General features: G+C 56.2%; 17 protein-coding genes. 2 read left to right on the forward strand and 15 right to left on the reverse strand.

Going from position 1 to position 16,743, the window contains the following annotated elements:
- Positions 1 to 31: 31 nt before the first annotated feature.
- The 3 genes from nadR to serB all read right to left on the reverse strand — a co-directional run bounded on the left by nadR (position 32) and on the right by serB (position 3,695).
- A complete protein-coding gene (gene nadR, locus ABLV66_RS21670; RefSeq protein ID WP_045395907.1) occupies positions 32 to 1,264 on the reverse strand; it encodes a multifunctional transcriptional regulator/nicotinamide-nucleotide adenylyltransferase/ribosylnicotinamide kinase NadR in 1,233 nt (410 codons plus the stop codon).
- Between the two features lie 67 nt (positions 1,265 to 1,331).
- On the reverse strand, positions 1,332 to 2,714 hold the full coding sequence (radA, locus tag ABLV66_RS21675; RefSeq protein WP_015368375.1) for a DNA repair protein RadA: 1,383 nt from the start codon (positions 2,712 to 2,714) through the stop codon (positions 1,332 to 1,334).
- Between the two features lie 9 nt (positions 2,715 to 2,723).
- On the reverse strand, positions 2,724 to 3,695 hold the full coding sequence (gene serB / locus ABLV66_RS21680) for a phosphoserine phosphatase (protein WP_015704324.1): 972 nt from the start codon (positions 3,693 to 3,695) through the stop codon (positions 2,724 to 2,726).
- A gap of 104 nt (positions 3,696 to 3,799) precedes the next feature.
- Between serB and ABLV66_RS21685 the strand changes: the two genes are divergently transcribed.
- Both ABLV66_RS21685 and lplA read left to right on the forward strand, forming a co-directional pair.
- Positions 3,800 to 4,432 (forward strand): YtjB family periplasmic protein, encoded by a 633-nt coding sequence (locus ABLV66_RS21685; protein WP_015368377.1) that lies wholly within the window; start codon positions 3,800 to 3,802, stop codon positions 4,430 to 4,432.
- Positions 4,433 to 4,449: 17 nt separating this feature from the next.
- Positions 4,450 to 5,466, forward strand: a complete 1,017-nt coding sequence (gene lplA, locus ABLV66_RS21690; protein ID WP_348875209.1) for a lipoate--protein ligase — start codon at positions 4,450 to 4,452, stop codon at positions 5,464 to 5,466.
- Positions 5,467 to 5,545: 79 nt separating this feature from the next.
- Here the strand turns inward: lplA and deoD are convergent, their stop codons facing one another.
- The 12 genes from deoD to ABLV66_RS21750 all read right to left on the reverse strand — a co-directional run bounded on the left by deoD (position 5,546) and on the right by ABLV66_RS21750 (position 16,685).
- A complete protein-coding gene (gene deoD, locus ABLV66_RS21695) occupies positions 5,546 to 6,265 on the reverse strand; it encodes a purine-nucleoside phosphorylase (RefSeq protein WP_002887789.1) in 720 nt (239 codons plus the stop codon).
- Positions 6,266 to 6,462: 197 nt separating this feature from the next.
- Positions 6,463 to 7,686 carry a phosphopentomutase gene (gene deoB / locus ABLV66_RS21700; RefSeq protein WP_045395913.1) on the reverse strand — a complete coding sequence of 408 codons (1,224 nt, stop codon included), beginning with the start codon at positions 7,684 to 7,686 and terminating at the stop codon, positions 6,463 to 6,465.
- A 52-nt stretch (positions 7,687 to 7,738) separates the two neighbouring features.
- Positions 7,739 to 9,061, reverse strand: coding sequence for a thymidine phosphorylase (gene deoA / locus ABLV66_RS21705; RefSeq protein WP_348876893.1), 1,323 nt, complete (start codon positions 9,059 to 9,061; stop codon positions 7,739 to 7,741).
- Positions 9,062 to 9,174: 113 nt separating this feature from the next.
- Positions 9,175 to 9,954, reverse strand: a complete 780-nt coding sequence (deoC, locus tag ABLV66_RS21710; protein WP_045395915.1) for a deoxyribose-phosphate aldolase — start codon at positions 9,952 to 9,954, stop codon at positions 9,175 to 9,177.
- A 408-nt stretch (positions 9,955 to 10,362) separates the two neighbouring features.
- Entirely contained in the window at positions 10,363 to 11,148 is a 786-nt protein-coding gene (locus ABLV66_RS21715) for a metal-dependent hydrolase (protein WP_045395917.1), read from the reverse strand.
- Positions 11,145 to 12,218 (reverse strand): patatin-like phospholipase family protein, encoded by a 1,074-nt coding sequence (locus tag ABLV66_RS21720; protein ID WP_045395919.1) that lies wholly within the window; start codon positions 12,216 to 12,218, stop codon positions 11,145 to 11,147. The genes ABLV66_RS21715 and ABLV66_RS21720 overlap by 4 nt, the downstream gene beginning before the upstream one ends.
- A gap of 151 nt (positions 12,219 to 12,369) precedes the next feature.
- On the reverse strand, positions 12,370 to 12,531 hold the full coding sequence (locus ABLV66_RS21725; RefSeq protein WP_015368384.1) for a DUF1328 domain-containing protein: 162 nt from the start codon (positions 12,529 to 12,531) through the stop codon (positions 12,370 to 12,372).
- A gap of 123 nt (positions 12,532 to 12,654) precedes the next feature.
- Positions 12,655 to 13,266, reverse strand: a complete 612-nt coding sequence (gene osmY / locus ABLV66_RS21730; RefSeq protein WP_020079668.1) for a molecular chaperone OsmY — start codon at positions 13,264 to 13,266, stop codon at positions 12,655 to 12,657.
- 217 nt (positions 13,267 to 13,483) lie between these two features.
- Positions 13,484 to 15,073 (reverse strand): peptide chain release factor 3, encoded by a 1,590-nt coding sequence (prfC, locus tag ABLV66_RS21735; protein WP_045395922.1) that lies wholly within the window; start codon positions 15,071 to 15,073, stop codon positions 13,484 to 13,486.
- 91 nt (positions 15,074 to 15,164) lie between these two features.
- Positions 15,165 to 15,842, reverse strand: a complete 678-nt coding sequence (gene yjjG / locus ABLV66_RS21740; RefSeq protein WP_045395924.1) for a pyrimidine 5'-nucleotidase — start codon at positions 15,840 to 15,842, stop codon at positions 15,165 to 15,167.
- A 14-nt stretch (positions 15,843 to 15,856) separates the two neighbouring features.
- Positions 15,857 to 16,303 (reverse strand): ribosomal protein S18-alanine N-acetyltransferase, encoded by a 447-nt coding sequence (rimI, locus tag ABLV66_RS21745; RefSeq protein WP_015368389.1) that lies wholly within the window; start codon positions 16,301 to 16,303, stop codon positions 15,857 to 15,859.
- Positions 16,272 to 16,685: a DNA polymerase III subunit psi gene (locus ABLV66_RS21750; protein WP_113374550.1), complete on the reverse strand. Its 414-nt coding sequence runs from the start codon at positions 16,683 to 16,685 to the stop codon at positions 16,272 to 16,274. Before ABLV66_RS21750 ends, rimI begins: the two co-directional genes overlap by 32 nt.
- Positions 16,686 to 16,743: the final 58 nt, after the last annotated feature.

The raw sequence follows: 16,743 nt of genomic DNA on the forward strand, positions 1-16,743 counted from the left end.
GCCGGGGTGAGGGCCTCACCCCGCAGAGCCTCTACCCCTGCTCGCCCATCAGCTGCTTCACCAGCTCAACGCAGCGCAGGAACCGGGCGTCGTAGTCCGACTCTTCCACGTGGACGAACTCGATGCCGTTTTCTTTCAGCAGTGACACCAGCAACGTCTGAAACTCTTTGCGATCTACCGAACTACCGAGGCTACGCAGCCCATCGGCCACCCAAGGCGTGTTGTTCTCCAGCAGGATCACCAGATCAAAGCGGTATTCATCGATTAACGCCTGCACGAACGGATGCTCGCGGCCTTCGTACTTCAGGCAGAAGGCCTGAGTGCTGACGAAGTCGGTATCGATAAACGCCACCTTATTGGCATACTTCACCGCGAAATCAATGTACTGTGCATGCCCCAGCGCGATTTTATCGTAATCGGAATACTGCAACGCCATTTCATCGCCGCCGAGGTGTGAAAAGACGTAATCGCGGCCATATTCCCAGGCGCTGGTAGTATTGAAGATATTGGCGAGCTTATTCACCAGCGTCGATTTACCGCTCGACTCGCCGCCTAGGATCGCCACCGTACGCACAAAGAACGGTTTTACTTCGGTCGGAATATATTCCCAATAGCGGAACGGGTTTTCGCGGATCTGGCCGCCGCTGATACTCATGAAGGTTCGCTTCGGATCGATAAGCACGGTTTCGATCCCCAGATGCTCCAGATACTGCGGCGCATCGGCCTCTTCCGAGGTGTAGATCCAGTTAGGTTCGATCCCTTTCTCGCTCATGAAGGCGCGGATCCCGCGGCTCCAGACGTCCCAGCCGTGCGGGTACGGCTCCATCCCCTCTTCGTTGAAGGCGTGGATGCGAATGTTTTTTTGATATTTAAAGGTTTGCAGCAGCCAGCGCAGACGATCGGGAACCGTCGGCTGTTGCGACATGGCGCTCTCCTCGAACAGCTCGCGGTCACGAGTGTCGTCATAGCCCATGATGATATGAAGCTCATCGACCTGGCTACAGGCGCGCTGAATCAGGTAAATATGCCCGGTATGCAGCGGATAAAATTTACCAAAAACCACCCCGACGCTTTTCTGTTTGCGCGGGAATTCAAGGCCGAGGAAGCGGTGTAAGGCTTCGAGCTTCTGGGCGCTCGGGCTTTTGATTTTCGCGTTTAATAGCTGACTGAGATAACCTTTGGTCATCCCGCTGGCTTCCGCCACCTGCTGCAGCGTACAACCCTTTTGCTTAATGGCGTTTTTCAGATAGTCGAATGACGACATAGTTTATGCGTGCCTCCTGCAAACTCGGGTTTGATACCCGTCATACCCTGAAGTATGACGGGTATCATTATAAGTCGTCAAAAACGCTCAGCGCATCGGCCAGTTTTTTCACGCCAAAGATTTGCATCCCTTCCGGCGCTTTTTTAGGCACGTTTGCCGCAGGTACGATGGCGCGACGGAACCCGTGCTTCGCCGCCTCGGAAATACGTTCCTGGCCGCTTGGCACCGGGCGAATTTCACCGGCTAATCCGACTTCGCCAAAGACCACCAGATCCTGCGGCAACGGGCGATCGCGCAGGCTCGAAACCATCGCCAGCAGCAGCGCCAGGTCGGCGCTGGTTTCAGTGACTTTGACCCCGCCAACCACGTTAACGAAGACGTCCTGATCGGCCATCTGCAGGCCGCCATGACGGTGCAGCACCGCCAGCAGGATCGCCAGACGGTTCTGCTCCAGGCCTACCGCGACGCGACGCGGATTAGACATCATCGAGTGATCGACCAGCGCCTGGATCTCAACCAGCAGCGGACGGGTGCCTTCCCATACCACCATGACCGAGCTGCCAGAGGTGACTTCATCGCCGCGGCTGAGGAAGATGGCGGAGGGGTTGCTGACTTCGCGCAGGCCCTGCTCGGTCATCGCGAAGACGCCGAGTTCATTGACCGCGCCAAAGCGGTTTTTATGGCTGCGCAACGTGCGGAAACGGGAATCCGCATCGCCGTCCAGCAGCACCGAGCAGTCAATACAGTGTTCCAGTACTTTCGGACCGGCCAGCGAGCCATCTTTGGTGACATGGCCGACCATCACAATCGCCACGCCGCGAGTTTTGGCAAAGCGCGTCAGATAGGCCGCGGTTTCGCGTACCTGGGCCACGCTCCCCGGCGACGACTGGACATCAGCCATATGCATCACCTGGATGGAGTCGATGACCATCAGCTGAGGCTTTTCTTCATCGGCGATCTGGCAGATTTGCTCGATGCTGGTCTCCGAGAGCATATTCAGATTCGCCGTCGGCAGCCCGAGACGATGCGCGCGCATCGCGACCTGCTGCAGGGATTCTTCCCCGGTGACGTACAGCGTTTTCATTCCTTCCGCCAGCTTGCAGAGCGTTTGCAGCAGCAGCGTCGATTTCCCGGCGCCGGGGTTGCCGCCGATTAGAATGGCGCTACCCGGTACCACGCCGCCGCCGAGCACGCGGTCGAACTCTTTAAATCCGGTGGAGAAACGCGGCAGCGCCTCCAGGCTTATCTCCGATAGCTTCTGTACCTTCGACACGCCGGCATTACCGGCGTAGCCTGACAGACGCTCGTTTCTCGCCACCTGCGGCGAGGCGGCGATGCGCATCTCGGTGATGGTATTCCAGGCATGGCAGGCGCTGCACTGCCCCTGCCAGCGCGGATAATCCGCACCACATTCATTACAGACAAATGCGCGTTTTGGAGCTTTCGCCACGTTAACCTCTTACTTTTGATTCATGCTGCCGGAGAGAATACAGAATACCCCCATCAGGTCAGCGTGGCGGATGGTGACTTCCGCCTGTTCATTGACTTTTGGTTTCGCATGATAGGCAATGCCGAGGCCTGCCGCCTTGATCATCGGCAGATCGTTGGCGCCATCGCCAATCGCCACGGTTTGCGCCGGCGGAATCTCATATTTTTCCGCCAGTTTACGCAGAGTATTGGCTTTATATTTGGCATCGACAATGTCGCCGATAACGTTGCCGGTGAGCTTGCCGTCCATGATTTCCAGCTCGTTGGCGAATACCGCGTCGAGATGCAGCTTATCGCGCAGGTATTCGGCAAAGAAGGTAAAGCCGCCGGAGGCGATGGCTACCTTCCAGCCCAGCGTTTCCAGCTTCAGCACCAGTTGCGTCAGCCCCGGCATCAGCGGCAGCGCTTCCCGCACCTGCAGCAGGATGTTCGCGTCGGCGTCTTTCAGGGTGGCGACGCGCTGGCGCAGGCTGGCGGTGAAGTCGAGCTCGCCGCGCATCGCGCGTTCGGTCACTTCCGAAACCAGCTCGCCGGTGCCGGCAAGCTTAGCAATTTCATCGATACATTCGATCTGAATCGCCGTGGAGTCCATATCCATCACCAACAGGCCCGGCGTGCGCAGATGCGGGATTTTGCCCAGCGGCGCGACGTCCAGCCCGGCTTCATGGGCCAGGCGTGTGGCGCGCTGCGTCAGCGAGCCCGCCAGGCGAATCACCTGATAGTCTTCCACGACCCAGGAAGAGACGATAACCAGCGCCGCGCCGAGTTCGCGCTGCCACGCCGTCAGCCGACGTTTATCGAGACCGCGACCATACAGCAGCCAGCCGCTGCGCCCGGCGTGATAATCCAGCGGCATGACCTCGTCGCCGCTCAGGGAAAGCGGCAACCCAGGCCACAAGGAAACATCTTCGGGCAGGTCGCACCAGGTCAAACTGTTAGGCATTACGGCTCCACATCTCTTCATTCAGGCGAGGAAAATAACGCATGAGGCTACCTTGTAACCAGCGCTTCTGGCAACATTAAGCTGCAAATTTTCAAAGGTGGAATATGGTACGAGCAAAACTGAAATTCCGACTGCATCGCGCCGTCATTGTTCTGATCTGTCTCGCGCTTCTCGTCGCGCTGATGCAGGGCGCCTCGTGGTTCAGTCAGAATAGCCAAAAGCAGCGTAATCCGCAGCTGGAAGAGCTGGCGCGGACGCTGGCGCAGCAGGTTACGCTGAACCTGGCGCCGCTGATGCGCAGCGAAACGCCCGACGAAAAGCGCATTACCCGCTTGCTGGAACAGCTGACGGATAAAAGTCGGGTGCTCGATGCCGGGGTATATGATGAACAAGGCGATTTGGTGGCTCGCTCCGGCGAAAGCGTTGATGTGCGCGACCGCCTGGCGCTGGATGGCAAAAAAGCCGGCGGCTACTTTAACCAGCAAATCGTCGAGCCGATCCTCGGCAAAAACGGCCCGGTCGGCTATCTGCGCCTGACGCTGGATACCCACACGTTGGCGACCGAGGCGAAACAGGTGGATAATACCACCAATATCTTACGCCTGATGCTGCTGTTGTCGCTGGCCATCGGCGTGGTGCTGACCCGCACGTTGCTGCAGGGCAAACGTACCCGCTGGCAGCAATCGCCCTTCCTGCTCACCGCGAATAAGCCCGTCCAGGACGAAGATAAAGATTAACCAGACAAGGATATCCTATGCCGACGCTCCGCCTGCTGCTCTCCGACTCCTACGACCCCTGGTTTAACCTCGCGGTCGAAGAGTGTATTTTCCGCCAGATGCCGGCCACCCAACGGGTGCTGTTTCTGTGGCGCAACGCCGACACCGTCGTTATTGGTCGCGCGCAGAATCCGTGGAAGGAGTGCAATACCCGGCGCATGGAAGAAGATAACGTGCGGCTGGCCCGGCGCAGCAGCGGCGGCGGCGCGGTATTCCACGACCTCGGCAACACCTGCTTTACCTTTATGGCGGGTAAACCGGAATACGACAAAACCGTCTCCACCGCTATCGTGCTGGCGGCGTTGAATTCACTCGGCGTAACGGCCGAAGCCTCCGGGCGCAACGATCTGGTGGTCAAAACCGACAACGGCGACCGCAAGGTGTCTGGATCCGCCTATCGCGAAACGATGGACCGCGGTTTTCATCACGGCACCCTGCTACTGAACGCCGACCTAAGCCGTCTCGCTAACTACCTCAATCCGGACAAGAAAAAGCTGCAGGCCAAAGGCATTACCTCAGTGCGCGGGCGCGTAGCGAACCTGGTTGAGCTGCTGCCGGGTATCACCCATCAGCAAATTTGCGAAGCCATGCAGGAAGCATTCTTCAGCCATTACGGCGAGCGGGTAGAGGCGGAAGTCATATCGCCGGACAATACGCCGGATCTGCCGAATTTTGCCGAGACCTTCGCTCGCCAGAGCAGCTGGGAGTGGAACTTCGGTCAGGCGCCCGCTTTCTCCCACCTGTTGGATGAGCGCTTTCGCTGGGGCGGCGTCGAGCTGCATTTTGACGTAGAAAAAGGCCATATCACCCGCGCCCAGGCTTTTACCGATAGCCTGAATCCGGCGCCGCTGGAGGCGCTGGCGGCACGCTTAGTCGGCTGTCAGTATCGGGCGGAGGTCCTGCAGCAGCAGTGTGAGGCGTTGATTAGAGATTACCCTGAGCAGGAAGCGGAACTGAAAGAACTGTCGGCGTGGATGGCCGGCGCGGTGCGCTAATAAAAAAGCCCGCTGCGCTTAGCGGGCCTGGGAAACCGTAGGCCGGGTCAGGCGAAGCCGCCACCCGGCACAACAGGTCTTACTCTTTATCGCCCAGCAGTACGGATTCCAGCGCGATTTTGATCATATCGTTGAAGGTCGTCTGACGCTCAGCGGCAGTGGTCTGCTCGTGGGTACGAATATGATCGGAAACGGTGCAGATGGTCAGCGCTTTCGCGCCGAACTCCGCCGCGACGCCATAGATGCCGGCCGCTTCCATTTCCACGCCCAGAATGCCGTATTTTTCCATCACGTCGAACATAGACGGGTCCGGCGTATAGAACAGGTCAGCAGAGAAGATGTTGCCGACGCGCGCGTCAACGCCCAGCGCTTTCGCCGCGTCTACCGCGTTACGCACCATGCCGAAATCAGCAATCGCCGCGAAATCATGGTCTTTGAAGCGCAGACGGTTGACTTTAGAGTCGGTGCACGCGCCCATGCCGATAACCACATCACGCAGTTTGACATCTTCACGTACCGCGCCGCAGGATCCAACGCGGATGATTTTTTTCACGCCGAAATCGGTGATCAGCTCTTTGGTGTAGATAGAGCAGGATGGGATACCCATACCGTGGCCCATCACGGAGATTTTGCGGCCTTTGTAGGTACCGGTGAAGCCCAACATGCCGCGCACGTTGTTGACTTCACGCACGTCTTCAAGGAAAGTTTCGGCAATGTGCTTCGCGCGCAGCGGGTCGCCCGGCATCAAAACTACGTCAGCGAAATCGCCCATTTCTGCGTTAATGTGTGGGGTAGCCATCGTTTTATCCTTATATAAATTGTTCGTGCCTGATGGCGGCTACGCCTTATCAGGCCTACAAAACGTATTCAAATACCCTAAAGATTTCGCGGTGTAGGAAGGCGACGAATTCGTGAATCCCCGGGAGCATAGATTAACTATGTGACCGGGGTGAGCGAATGAAGTCAACGCATCTACAGCGCGAAAGACAACGAGTATTACAGCATGTTTTTACCGTACGCCATTGGCGACGTACCAAAGTATGTCGCCAGGGTCTGGCCGATATCGGCGAAGGTTTCGCGGTGGCCTAACGAACCTGGTTTCACTTTAGGGCCATATACCAGCACCGGAATGTGCTCGCGGGTGTGGTCGGTACCGGTCCAGGTCGGGTCGCAGCCGTGGTCGGCGGTGAGGATGAGAATGTCGTCTTCTCCAACCAGCTCCATCAGCTCCGGCAGACGGCGGTCAAACAGTTCCAGACCCGCCGCGTAGCCCGCGACGTCACGACGGTGACCCCAGGAGGAGTCAAAGTCGACGAAGTTAGTGAAGACGATAGTCTCGTCGCCCGCTTCCTTCATCTCTTTGATGGTCGCGTCGAACAGCGCGTCCAGCCCGGTGGCTTTCACTTTCTTAGTGATGCCGCAGTTGGCGTAGATGTCGGCGATTTTACCCACGGAAACCACGTGGCCGTTTTTCTCGTCGACCAGCTTCTGCAGCACGGTCGGCGCCGGCGGCTCGACCGCCAGGTCGTGACGGTTACCGGTACGCTGGAAGTTACCGGCTTTGTCGCCGACAAACGGACGCGCGATGACGCGGCCAATGTTATAGCCGCCTTCGGTCAGTTCTTCACGGGCGATTTCGCACAGCTCATACAGCTTGTCGAGGCCGAAAGTCTCTTCGTGACAGGCGATCTGGAATACCGAGTCAGCAGAGGTATAGAAAATCGGTTTCCCGGTTTTCATATGTTCTTCACCCAGCTGGTCCAGAATCACGGTACCGGAAGAGTGGCAGTTGCCGAGGTAGCCCGGCAGGTTCGCGCGCTTAACCAGTTTATCCAGCAGTTCCTGCGGGAAGCTGTTTTCATGATCGCTGAAGTAGCCCCAGTCAAACAACACCGGCACGCCGGCGATTTCCCAGTGGCCAGACGGCGTATCTTTACCGGAAGAGAGTTCATGCGCCCAGGCGTAAGCGCCAACGACTTCAGCATTACCGTCCATACCGGCGGCAATTTTACCGGTAGAACCTTCATGCGCTTTCACCAGGCCCAGGCGGGTCAGGTTAGGTAAATTCAACGGGCCTTTACGACCATTGTCAGCTTCACCTTTGGCGCAGGCTTCCGCAATGTGGCCCATGGTATCGGCGCCCACATCGCCAAAGCGGTCAGCGTCTTCCGTTGCGCCAATCCCAAAGGAGTCCAGCACCATAATAAATGCACGTTTCATCTTGTTCTCCATACATCATGCGCTGCAAAAAAGCGATCAGATCAGTATATCGCTACTTGGTGATTCGGCGATAGACCGTCGGTGTAATTTCTGGGGCTTGAGCGTCCAGTTTAATTGCCGCTTTCACGGCCTTGGCCGCCTCCTGCCAGCTGGATTCATCTTTCGCATGAATCACCGCCAGCGGACGTTCGCCATCGACTTTATCGCCAAGGCGCGCCATATCAGTAAAACCAACGCTGTAGTCAATGGTATCGGATGCCTGACGACGACCGCCGCCCATCGACACCACCGCCATCCCCAGCGCACGGGTATCCATATCAGAGACAAATCCGGCGCCTTCAGCATAGACCGCTTTGCTCAGCATTGCCGTCGGCAGGTATTTCGCATAGTTTTCGACAAAGTCGTTCGGCCCTTTCTGCGCCGCCACCATGCGGCCAAAGACTTCCGCCGCTTTACTGTTATCCAGCACCGCCTGCAATTTCGCGCGCGCCTCGGCGTCATCCGCCGCCAGCTTGCCGGAAATCAACATTTCCACGCACAGCGCCATGGTGACGTCGTACAGACGCGGGTTACGGTATTCCCCGGTCAGGAACTGTACCGCTTCGCGAACTTCAACGGCGTTACCTGCGCTGGAGGCCAGCACCTGGTTCATATCGGTTAACAGTGCGGTCGTGCGCACGCCGGCGCCGTTGGAGACGCCAACGATCGCTTCGGCAAGCGCTTCTGAAAGCTCATAAGTCGGCATAAAGGCGCCGCTGCCGACTTTAACGTCCATCACCAGCGCATCCAGACCTTCCGCCAGTTTCTTGGCCAGGATCGATGCGGTAATCAGCGGGATGGAATCCACCGTCGCGGTAATATCGCGGGTGGCATAGAAACGTTTGTCAGCCGGCGCGAGCGAGCTGGTCTGCCCGATGATCGCCACGCCGACATCTTTAATAATTTCGCGGAATCGCGCGTCGTCCGGGAAGATATCGAAGCCCGGGATCGCTTCCAGTTTATCAAGCGTACCGCCGGTATGGCCGAGGCCGCGCCCGGAGATCATCGGTACGTAACCGCCGCAGGCGGCAACCATTGGCCCCAGCATCAGCGAGGTAACGTCACCCACGCCGCCGGTCGAGTGTTTATCAACGATCGGGCCGTTGAGGTTAAGGCTTTTCCAGTCGAGAACGGTCCCTGAATCCCGCATCGCCATGGTCAGCGAGACACGTTCCGGCATAGACATATCATGGAAGAAGATGGTCATCGCCAGCGCGGCGATCTGTCCTTCAGAGATAGTATTATCGCGGATGCCGTTGATGAAAAAGCGAATTTCTTCATCGCTTAATGCATGACCATCACGTTTTTTACGAATAATTTCTTGTGCGAGAAACACGGTAACCTCCCAACGGGTATAAATTGCCGGATAGCGGCGCGGGCGCCTTATCCGGCCTACAGGCATCAATTCGTAGGCCGGATAAGCGCATAACCATCCGGCATATCAAGGGATTAGTAGCTGCTGGCGCTCTTACCGTCGCCGTGCCCCAGGGCTTTCAGCAGGCTAGCCAACAGGCTTGATGCGCCAAAACGGTAGTGACGGGAATCAGCCCAGTCGGCGCCGAACAGTTCATCGGCAATCGCCAGGAACTGCTGCGCGTCTTCCGCGCTGCGCACGCCGCCGGCAGGTTTGAAGCCAACGGTTTTCTCAACGCCCATATCGCGGATGACTTCCATCATGATGCGCGCGCTTTCCGGCGTCGCATTCACCGGCACTTTACCGGTAGAAGTTTTGATGAAATCCGCGCCCGCTTTAATAGAAATTTCAGATGCCTTACGAATCAGCGCTTCTTCTTTCAGCTCGCCGGTTTCGATGATCACTTTCAGCAGCACATTCGCCGCCGCACAGGCGTCTTTACAGGCTTTCACCAGATCAAAACCTACCTGCTCGTTACCAGCAATCAGCGCGCGGTACGGGAAAACCACATCCACTTCATCCGCGCCATAGGCGATTGCCGCGCGGGTTTCCGCCAGCGCGATATCGATATCGTCGTTACCATGCGGGAAGTTGGTCACCGTCGCGATACGGATGTCCGGTGTTCCTTGCTCATTCAGCGTCTTACGGGCAATCGGGATAAAACGCGGGTAAATGCAGACTGCAGCGGTATTGCCCACCGGGGTTTTTGCCTGATGGCACAGCGCGATCACCTTCTCATTGGTGTCGTCATCATTCAGGGTGGTCAGATCCATCAGTTTCAACGCGCGCAGGCTGCTTGCTTTTAAATCAGTCATTTCATACTCCGACGGCGTGTTGCCGGTTCAATAGTTTGTTCACCATGCGAGCCTGTTACTATTGTAACATCCGCTCGCCATTACACTTCGACATTCATCACAGTTAATGAAAACTAGTTACTAATTTGCATTACTGTAACGTGATACAAATCACAATTACCTACCATTTACTTCGATCCTCACCGTGAGGTCCTGTTTAAGCATAATTGGCAAATCGAAGCTCATGATGATGTTATTATTCTAACATAACGAAACGTATTATCTCGACGATATGGCGCACAAATTGTGCAATACCGGGACATAAAAACACTTTCACATTGAAATTTAATAGATTTTATATTTACCAAATATGATGGGATTGTCACAATCCGTCAAAACCGGGACGATTTTGTCCAGAATGTGGGGGCGTTAGAGGGTTAGCGCGGTAAAGAGGCTTTTGGTATTCGCCAGTAGCGCCGCTTCAATTTCCTGCGCCGGTTCCGCGCGCAGTTCACAGAGCGCGTCAAAGACGCGGGCCGCCTGTTCCGGGCGGTTCGGCTGCCCCTGAAAACCATTGAGCGGCATATCCGGAGCATCGGTTTCCAGCAACAGCGAAGAAAGCGGCAGACGCGCCATAACATCACGAGTTTTGCTGGCGCGGGGATAGGTAATGGTGCCGCCGACGCCAATCTTATAGCCCAGCTGTACAAAACGTTCCGCCTGCTGCAGGCTGCCGGCAAAACCATGCACCACCCCAGCGCGCGGCAGGTTATGTTTTTTTAGCAACATCGCCAGCTTATCGTGGGTGCGCCGCGAATGCAGGATCACCGGCAAATCGTAACGCTTCGCCAGCCGCAGCTGCGCTTCCAGCAGCGCCTGCTGGCGATCGAATTGCGGATCGTCGCGGTAGAGATCGAGGCCAATCTCTCCGAGGGCCACGAGTTTCGGATGACGCTGTGCAAGATAGCTTTCCAGTTGCGCTAATCCGCGGTCATCATGCTGTTCGATAACAATAGGATGCATCCCTAGCGCGGCATACAGCGGCTCGTGTTGCTCCGCCAGCGCCAGCACGCGAGCAAAGCGCGCGGCGGATATCGACGGCACGATAATACGCCCAACGCCGGCCTGCGCCGCCCTCGCGATACTTGCGGGTTCATCCTCTGTAAACGGGGGAAAATCGAAGTGACAGTGGGTATCAATAAAGCGTAACGTCACGCCAGATCCTCGTTATTAAAGCTGGGGTCATTAGCCTGCGGCGCGGTGATAATCGCCTGTTGCGGCGTTTCGTTAGCCACCGGCAGCGGCGGCACCACCACCGGCGTCGGCCTTGCCACACGCGGCGCATGGCGTAACAGAGGCGGTTGCTCGGTCAGCAGTTTCCCTACCGTGGCGAGGAAGTAGCGGCCGCACTGGCGCCCGGTTTTATAATCTTCCAGCAGCGCCGGCAGACGGCTGCCAAGCGCCATACTGCGCAGCGGCCGCTGCGGATAAATTTCGAATATCCGCAGTTTACCCGGCGGTTTTTCAATAAACTGCTGCGTCGCGCGATAGGTGGTTTCGTGGTGCTGTACCAGGTTCACAAAAGGCTGCAGGCTGCTTTCTCCCAGCCAGCGTTCCATTCGTTTAAACCACTGCGGGGTGTAGAACATCTGCGAAGGGACGGTACGGATCACCACGATAGTCTGCGCGCCGCGGCGCGCCGCCTCCTGCACAGGGATCGCATCGCTGACGCCGCCATCGAGGTAGCTCACGCCATCCAGCAGGACACCGCTACGATAGAAGCCGGGAATGGCGCTGGAGGCGCGGATCAGGTCGAGCCAGGTCTGGCGGGTGGGGGAAAAATAGTTTGCCGTGTAGTCGTCACCGCGGCAGGCGCACATCCACAGCTCTTTACCCAGCGCAAACTGCTCCTCGGCATAGTTCATCGCCAGCGGCATTTGTTGCGAAGTGGAATCGACCAGCCAATCGAGATCGATAAGATTGCCGCCGCGAACAAAGCGCATCGGGTCGAAAAACTGCCTTGAGGTGGTATAACGCGTAATGACTTTGCGGGCGTAGCCCTGCTGATTACAGATATAAGCGGAGATGTTTTGCGCGCCAGCGGAAGTGCCAAGCATCAGGTCGAAAGGGTTAAATCCGGCGCGCATGAATTCGTCCAGAACCCCGGCTGTGAAAATACCTCGCTGACCACCGCCTTCGCACACCAGAGCAAGTTTGCCTGGACGGAAGGGTTTTACCGCTAACGGGGCAATATTGCCCAACGTCACGGGAATGCGCTGCCCCACCCTGCTTTCCTGTTTGTTTATTTTCTGTCATTAAAGTAACGCAAATTGTCGTCCCCTGAAACCGCAAAAGCCAGTCACATTGACTGGCTTTATGTAAGACGTTATGTCATCACTGCACGGTTATTGATTCACGCCTTTCGGCACATCGCCTCTAGGGTCGTTTTCGACCGGTAAACAGGCTGACCAGGAAAATGATAATACCGACAACAAAGACGATTTTAGCCGCCCACGCCGCGGTACCCGCCAGACCACCAAAGCCCAATGCGGCGGCAATCAACGCGATGATCAGAAAAATAATGCCCCATCTAAACATACTGTTCTCCTTACCATATGATTAACGGTCGCTTTTCTGCGCGCTCAGGCCGCGCATACATCAACCCTGCGTACAACTCGCTCAGCGGTCTCGCCGCTGGCGAATATCTTTTAATGAATACCCTTACTGCACTTTAAGATCGTTCTTCACGCTCTTAACACCGGTTACCGCTTTGGCAATGTCTGCCGCGCGATCGACCTGCTTGCTGGATTCCAGCGTCCCGGAGAGATGAACTACCCCGTTGCTGGTCTCCACCGTTACCTTACGCGACGGAACGATATCGTCCGCCAGCAGTTTGGCTTTGACTTCGCTGGTGATTGCGGTGTCGCCAGCATAGCCCTTCAGGCTGGCTGATTTTTCCCCCGCCACGGTCAGCTTATCGCTTACCGAACTCACTCCTTCGACGCCTTTCGCCGCGCTGACGGCCTGTGATTTTTGCTCAGCGCTCTCCACGGTCCCGCTTAAGGTCACGACTTTGTTTTCCGTTTTCACCGAGATATCGGTGCTACGGATACTTTTGTCATCGATCAGCGCCGCTTTAACACGGGCAGTGATCGTGCTGTCATCCATAAAATCGCCAACCTTGTTGATCGACTTATCGACGCTTTCTCCAGCGCTGGTCGCGGCAGCCTTCGCGCTATCGGTTGCGGTGGTTTCCGCATAGGTCGAGGCGCTTATCAACGCTGAGCCTAAGAAGAGAGGCAGCAATAGCCTGGCGCTCTTTAGTCTGGTCATTGGTATGCCCTCACGATGTCTGCTTTGGTAAAACAAATGGCTATTTATTCAGCCAGGTTTCTGAAAAGTGCTTAATAAATATAGTAGATGAGCGGAGATGCAGCGGAGGGTTTGAATAAAAAAGCTACGATTTGCGCAGATTTAAGAACTTTCTATGGTAAGGATGAAGGCGGACAAAACGGGCTGGAGCGCAGCATCGCCGCGCTCCAGAGAGACATTAGTGCTCGCGCGTTTTGCGGAACACCACATCAGGATAACGCTCTTGCGTCAGGTTCAGGTTAACCATCGTCGGGGCGATATAGGTCAGATTATCGCCGCCATCCAGCGCCAGCTGAACTTCGTTCTTACGCTTGAACTCTTCGAATTTTTTCACGTCAGTTGATTCAACCCAGCGCGCGGTGGCCACGTTGACGGATTCGTAAATCGCTTCAACGTTATATTCGCTTTTCAGACGCGCAACTACCACATCGAACTGCAGCACGCCGACGGCGCCGACGATCAGATCGTTATTAGCAATAGGACGGAAGACCTGTACCGCGCCCTCTTCAGAGAGCTGAACCAGCCCTTTCAGCAGCTGTTTCTGCTTCAGCGGATCTTTCAGGCGAATACGACGGAACAGTTCCGGCGCGAAGTTCGGAATACCGGTGAACTTCATCATTTCGCCCTGGGTAAAGGTGTCGCCAATCTGAATGGTGCCGTGGTTATGCAGGCCGATAATATCGCCCGGGTAGGCTTCTTCAACGTGCGAACGGTCGCCCGCCATAAAGGTCAGCGCGTCGGAAATCACCACGTCTTTGCCGATACGCACCTGACGCAGCTTCATGCCTTTCTCGTATTTGCCGGAAACCACGCGCATGAACGCCACGCGATCGCGGTGTTTCGGGTCCATGTTGGCCTGAATCTTAAACACGAAGCCGGTGAATTTCTCTTCTGCGGCCGTCACTTCACGGGTATCAGTGTTACGCGGCATCGGCGCCGGCGCCCACTCCACCAGGCCATCCAGCATATGATCCACGCCGAAGTTGCCTAATGCGGTCCCGAAGAACACTGGAGTAATTTCGCCCGCCAGGAACAGATCCTTATCGAACTCGTTCGATGCGCCCTGTACCAGTTCCAGTTCATCGCGCAGCTGCTGCGCCAGATCGTCGCCCACCGCGGCATCGAGTTCAGGGTTATTCAGCCCCTTAACCACGCGCACTTCCTGAATGGTGTGCCCTTTACCGGTCTGATAGAGGTAAGTTTCATCTTTATAAAGATGATAAACCCCTTTAAACAGCTTGCCGCAGCCGATAGGCCAGGTAATCGGCGCGCAGCCGATTTTCAGCTCATTTTCGACTTCATCCAGCAATTCCATCGGATCGCGGATATCACGGTCGAGTTTGTTCATAAAGGTGAGGATCGGCGTATCGCGCAGACGAGTAACTTCCATCAGCTTGCGGGTACGATCTTCGACGCCTTTCGCCGCATCGATAACCATCAGACAGCAGTCAACCGCCGTCAGGGTACGGTAGGTATCCTCGGAGAAGTCTTCGTGCCCCGGGGTATCCAGCAGGTTAACCAGGCAGTCATGATACGGGAACTGCATCACCGAGGTGGTAATCGAGATCCCACGCTGCTTTTCCATTTCCATCCAGTCGGATTTTGCATGCTGGCTGGAACCACGGCCCTTCACGGTACCAGCGGTCTGAATCGCCTGTCCGAACAGCAGCACTTTTTCAGTGATGGTGGTCTTACCGGCATCCGGGTGAGAAATAATGGCAAAAGTGCGGCGTTTGGCCACCTCTTGCAGATAAGGAGACAACGTCATAATTCAATCTTCTAAGTAAACGCGGCAATGGGCCGCGCATGTGGAATACGAAAAATTGCAGCTATTTTACCCATCAATGGGGGGGAGGCAATTAGTGTTTACACAGGAGTTGCTCCAGTTCGCTTAAAGAGGTCACCGTCCAGTCGGGCTGCAGGTCTGCCGGCAGCGTTTGCTGGTGCGCATTCAGCCAACAGGTGGCAAGCCCGGCGTTGACGCCGCCGCGGATATCCGACTCGGCGGTATCGCCGACCATCAATACCCTGTCGCGCGACGGATTACCCGCCTGCGCCAGCGCATAATCGAAGATACGCGCATCCGGCTTCGCGACGCCGACTTCCTCAGAAATAATCAGCAAATCAAAGTGATCGCGCAGGCCGGTACGCTCCAGACGAGTCTGCTGCAACGAGGTAAAACCGTTGGTGATGATGCCCATTTTTACCTTGCCCTGCAGCGCATCCAGCAGCGATACGGCGCCCGGCAGCGGCGCGCAGATTTCGGCCATCGCATTCATGAAAGCGTCGTTCAGTTCGCCCGGGGGGACGTTCAAACGTTCCGCCCAGCTATCAAAACGCTGATGCTGTAATTGTAGCGAGGTGATGGCGCCGTTTTGATAATCCACCCACAGCGGCTTATTAACGGCCTGATAGTCCTGAAAATCTTCGGCGGTAAATGTCACACTATAGTCGAGAAACATCCGCTGTAAGCCGCTGAAAGAGTCAAACGTAAACAACGTTTCATCGGCATCAAAGAAAATCCAGTCCCATTTCATCGTTTCACCTTGTCTTACATACTGATTGGCAGAGCCATGATAATTGCGTCCTCACGCCCATCGGCCGTAGGGTAGTAATTGCGGCGGATAGTCGCCTCGTTAAAGCCTAAGCTTTCGTAGAGCGCGATGGCGGCGACATTCGATGCCCGCACCTCCAGCCACAGCGTAACGACGCCGAGTTTTTCGACTTCATCAATAACATGTTCCAGCAGTTCCCGTCCCAGGCCGCGGCGCTGGTATGCGGGGTCAACGGCGATGTTAAAAAGCGTCGCTTCATCAAGGACAATTTGGGTGATGGCAAAGGCCGCCATTTCCCCATCAACTGCTAGTTGGTAATTCAGATAACGTTCACCCTGATTGCTGGCAAAGGTTTGTTCGCTCCACGGAAAAGCGTGGGCGCGTTTTTCGATTTGCCAAGCTTTGGATAAATCAGCCGTGCTGAGGGTAGAAATCGTGTTCATGTGCGCAGATTTGTTGCCAGAGCGCGATGCGAGCCGGCGCGCTGCTCTGAAGTTCATCAAAAACGGGCGTCGAGACCTGGGCGCCCGCCAGCGACAGCGGCGTCTCGCAGCCCAGTCGCCAGCTGTTGCAGCGGCTATTTTGCGGCAGCATGGCTACCCGGTCCGGCGTAAGTTGCAGCACCTGATCGGCATTAATCGAGAGCGCGCGCAGAATATCGCTAATAAGCGGTTCAGTCAGCGACGGCGGGGTTTCCGCCACCATCACCAGACGAATATGTTCAGGAAGCGAGATAGCGATTTCGCCCTGCAACGCCCCCGGGCGACGCAGCGACCACTGGGTAATCCCCAGTTGCTGTAATTGCCAGTCTCGTCGGGAAGTCATAGCGAAACACTCCTGTTAAACAAGCGCGCAATATAGCAAATCCGTCGTATCTGCGCCA

It is taken from the genome of Klebsiella sp. CN_Kp073, from assembly GCF_040065495.2.
GTDB lineage: Bacteria > Pseudomonadota > Gammaproteobacteria > Enterobacterales > Enterobacteriaceae > Klebsiella > Klebsiella aerogenes.

Excerpts from the sequence above, each read along its gene's own strand:
- nadR (WP_045395907.1), bottom strand. The coding sequence starts at position 1,264 with ATGTCGTCATTCGACTATCTGAAAAACGCCATTAAGCAAAAGGGTTGT.
- serB (WP_015704324.1), bottom strand. The coding sequence starts at position 3,695 with ATGCCTAACAGTTTGACCTGGTGCGACCTGCCCGAAGATGTTTCCTTG.
- ABLV66_RS21685 (WP_015368377.1), top strand. The coding sequence starts at position 3,800 with ATGGTACGAGCAAAACTGAAATTCCGACTGCATCGCGCCGTCATTGTT.
- lplA (WP_348875209.1), top strand. The coding sequence starts at position 4,450 with ATGCCGACGCTCCGCCTGCTGCTCTCCGACTCCTACGACCCCTGGTTT.
- deoD (WP_002887789.1), bottom strand. The coding sequence starts at position 6,265 with ATGGCTACCCCACACATTAACGCAGAAATGGGCGATTTCGCTGACGTA.
- deoB (WP_045395913.1), bottom strand. The coding sequence starts at position 7,686 with ATGAAACGTGCATTTATTATGGTGCTGGACTCCTTTGGGATTGGCGCA.
- deoC (WP_045395915.1), bottom strand. The coding sequence starts at position 9,954 with ATGACTGATTTAAAAGCAAGCAGCCTGCGCGCGTTGAAACTGATGGAT.
- ABLV66_RS21725 (WP_015368384.1), bottom strand. The coding sequence starts at position 12,531 with ATGTTTAGATGGGGCATTATTTTTCTGATCATCGCGTTGATTGCCGCC.
- osmY (WP_020079668.1), bottom strand. The coding sequence starts at position 13,266 with ATGACCAGACTAAAGAGCGCCAGGCTATTGCTGCCTCTCTTCTTAGGC.
- prfC (WP_045395922.1), bottom strand. The coding sequence starts at position 15,073 with ATGACGTTGTCTCCTTATCTGCAAGAGGTGGCCAAACGCCGCACTTTT.
- yjjG (WP_045395924.1), bottom strand. The coding sequence starts at position 15,842 with ATGAAATGGGACTGGATTTTCTTTGATGCCGATGAAACGTTGTTTACG.
- rimI (WP_015368389.1), bottom strand. The coding sequence starts at position 16,303 with ATGAACACGATTTCTACCCTCAGCACGGCTGATTTATCCAAAGCTTGG.
- ABLV66_RS21750 (WP_113374550.1), bottom strand. The coding sequence starts at position 16,685 with ATGACTTCCCGACGAGACTGGCAATTACAGCAACTGGGGATTACCCAG.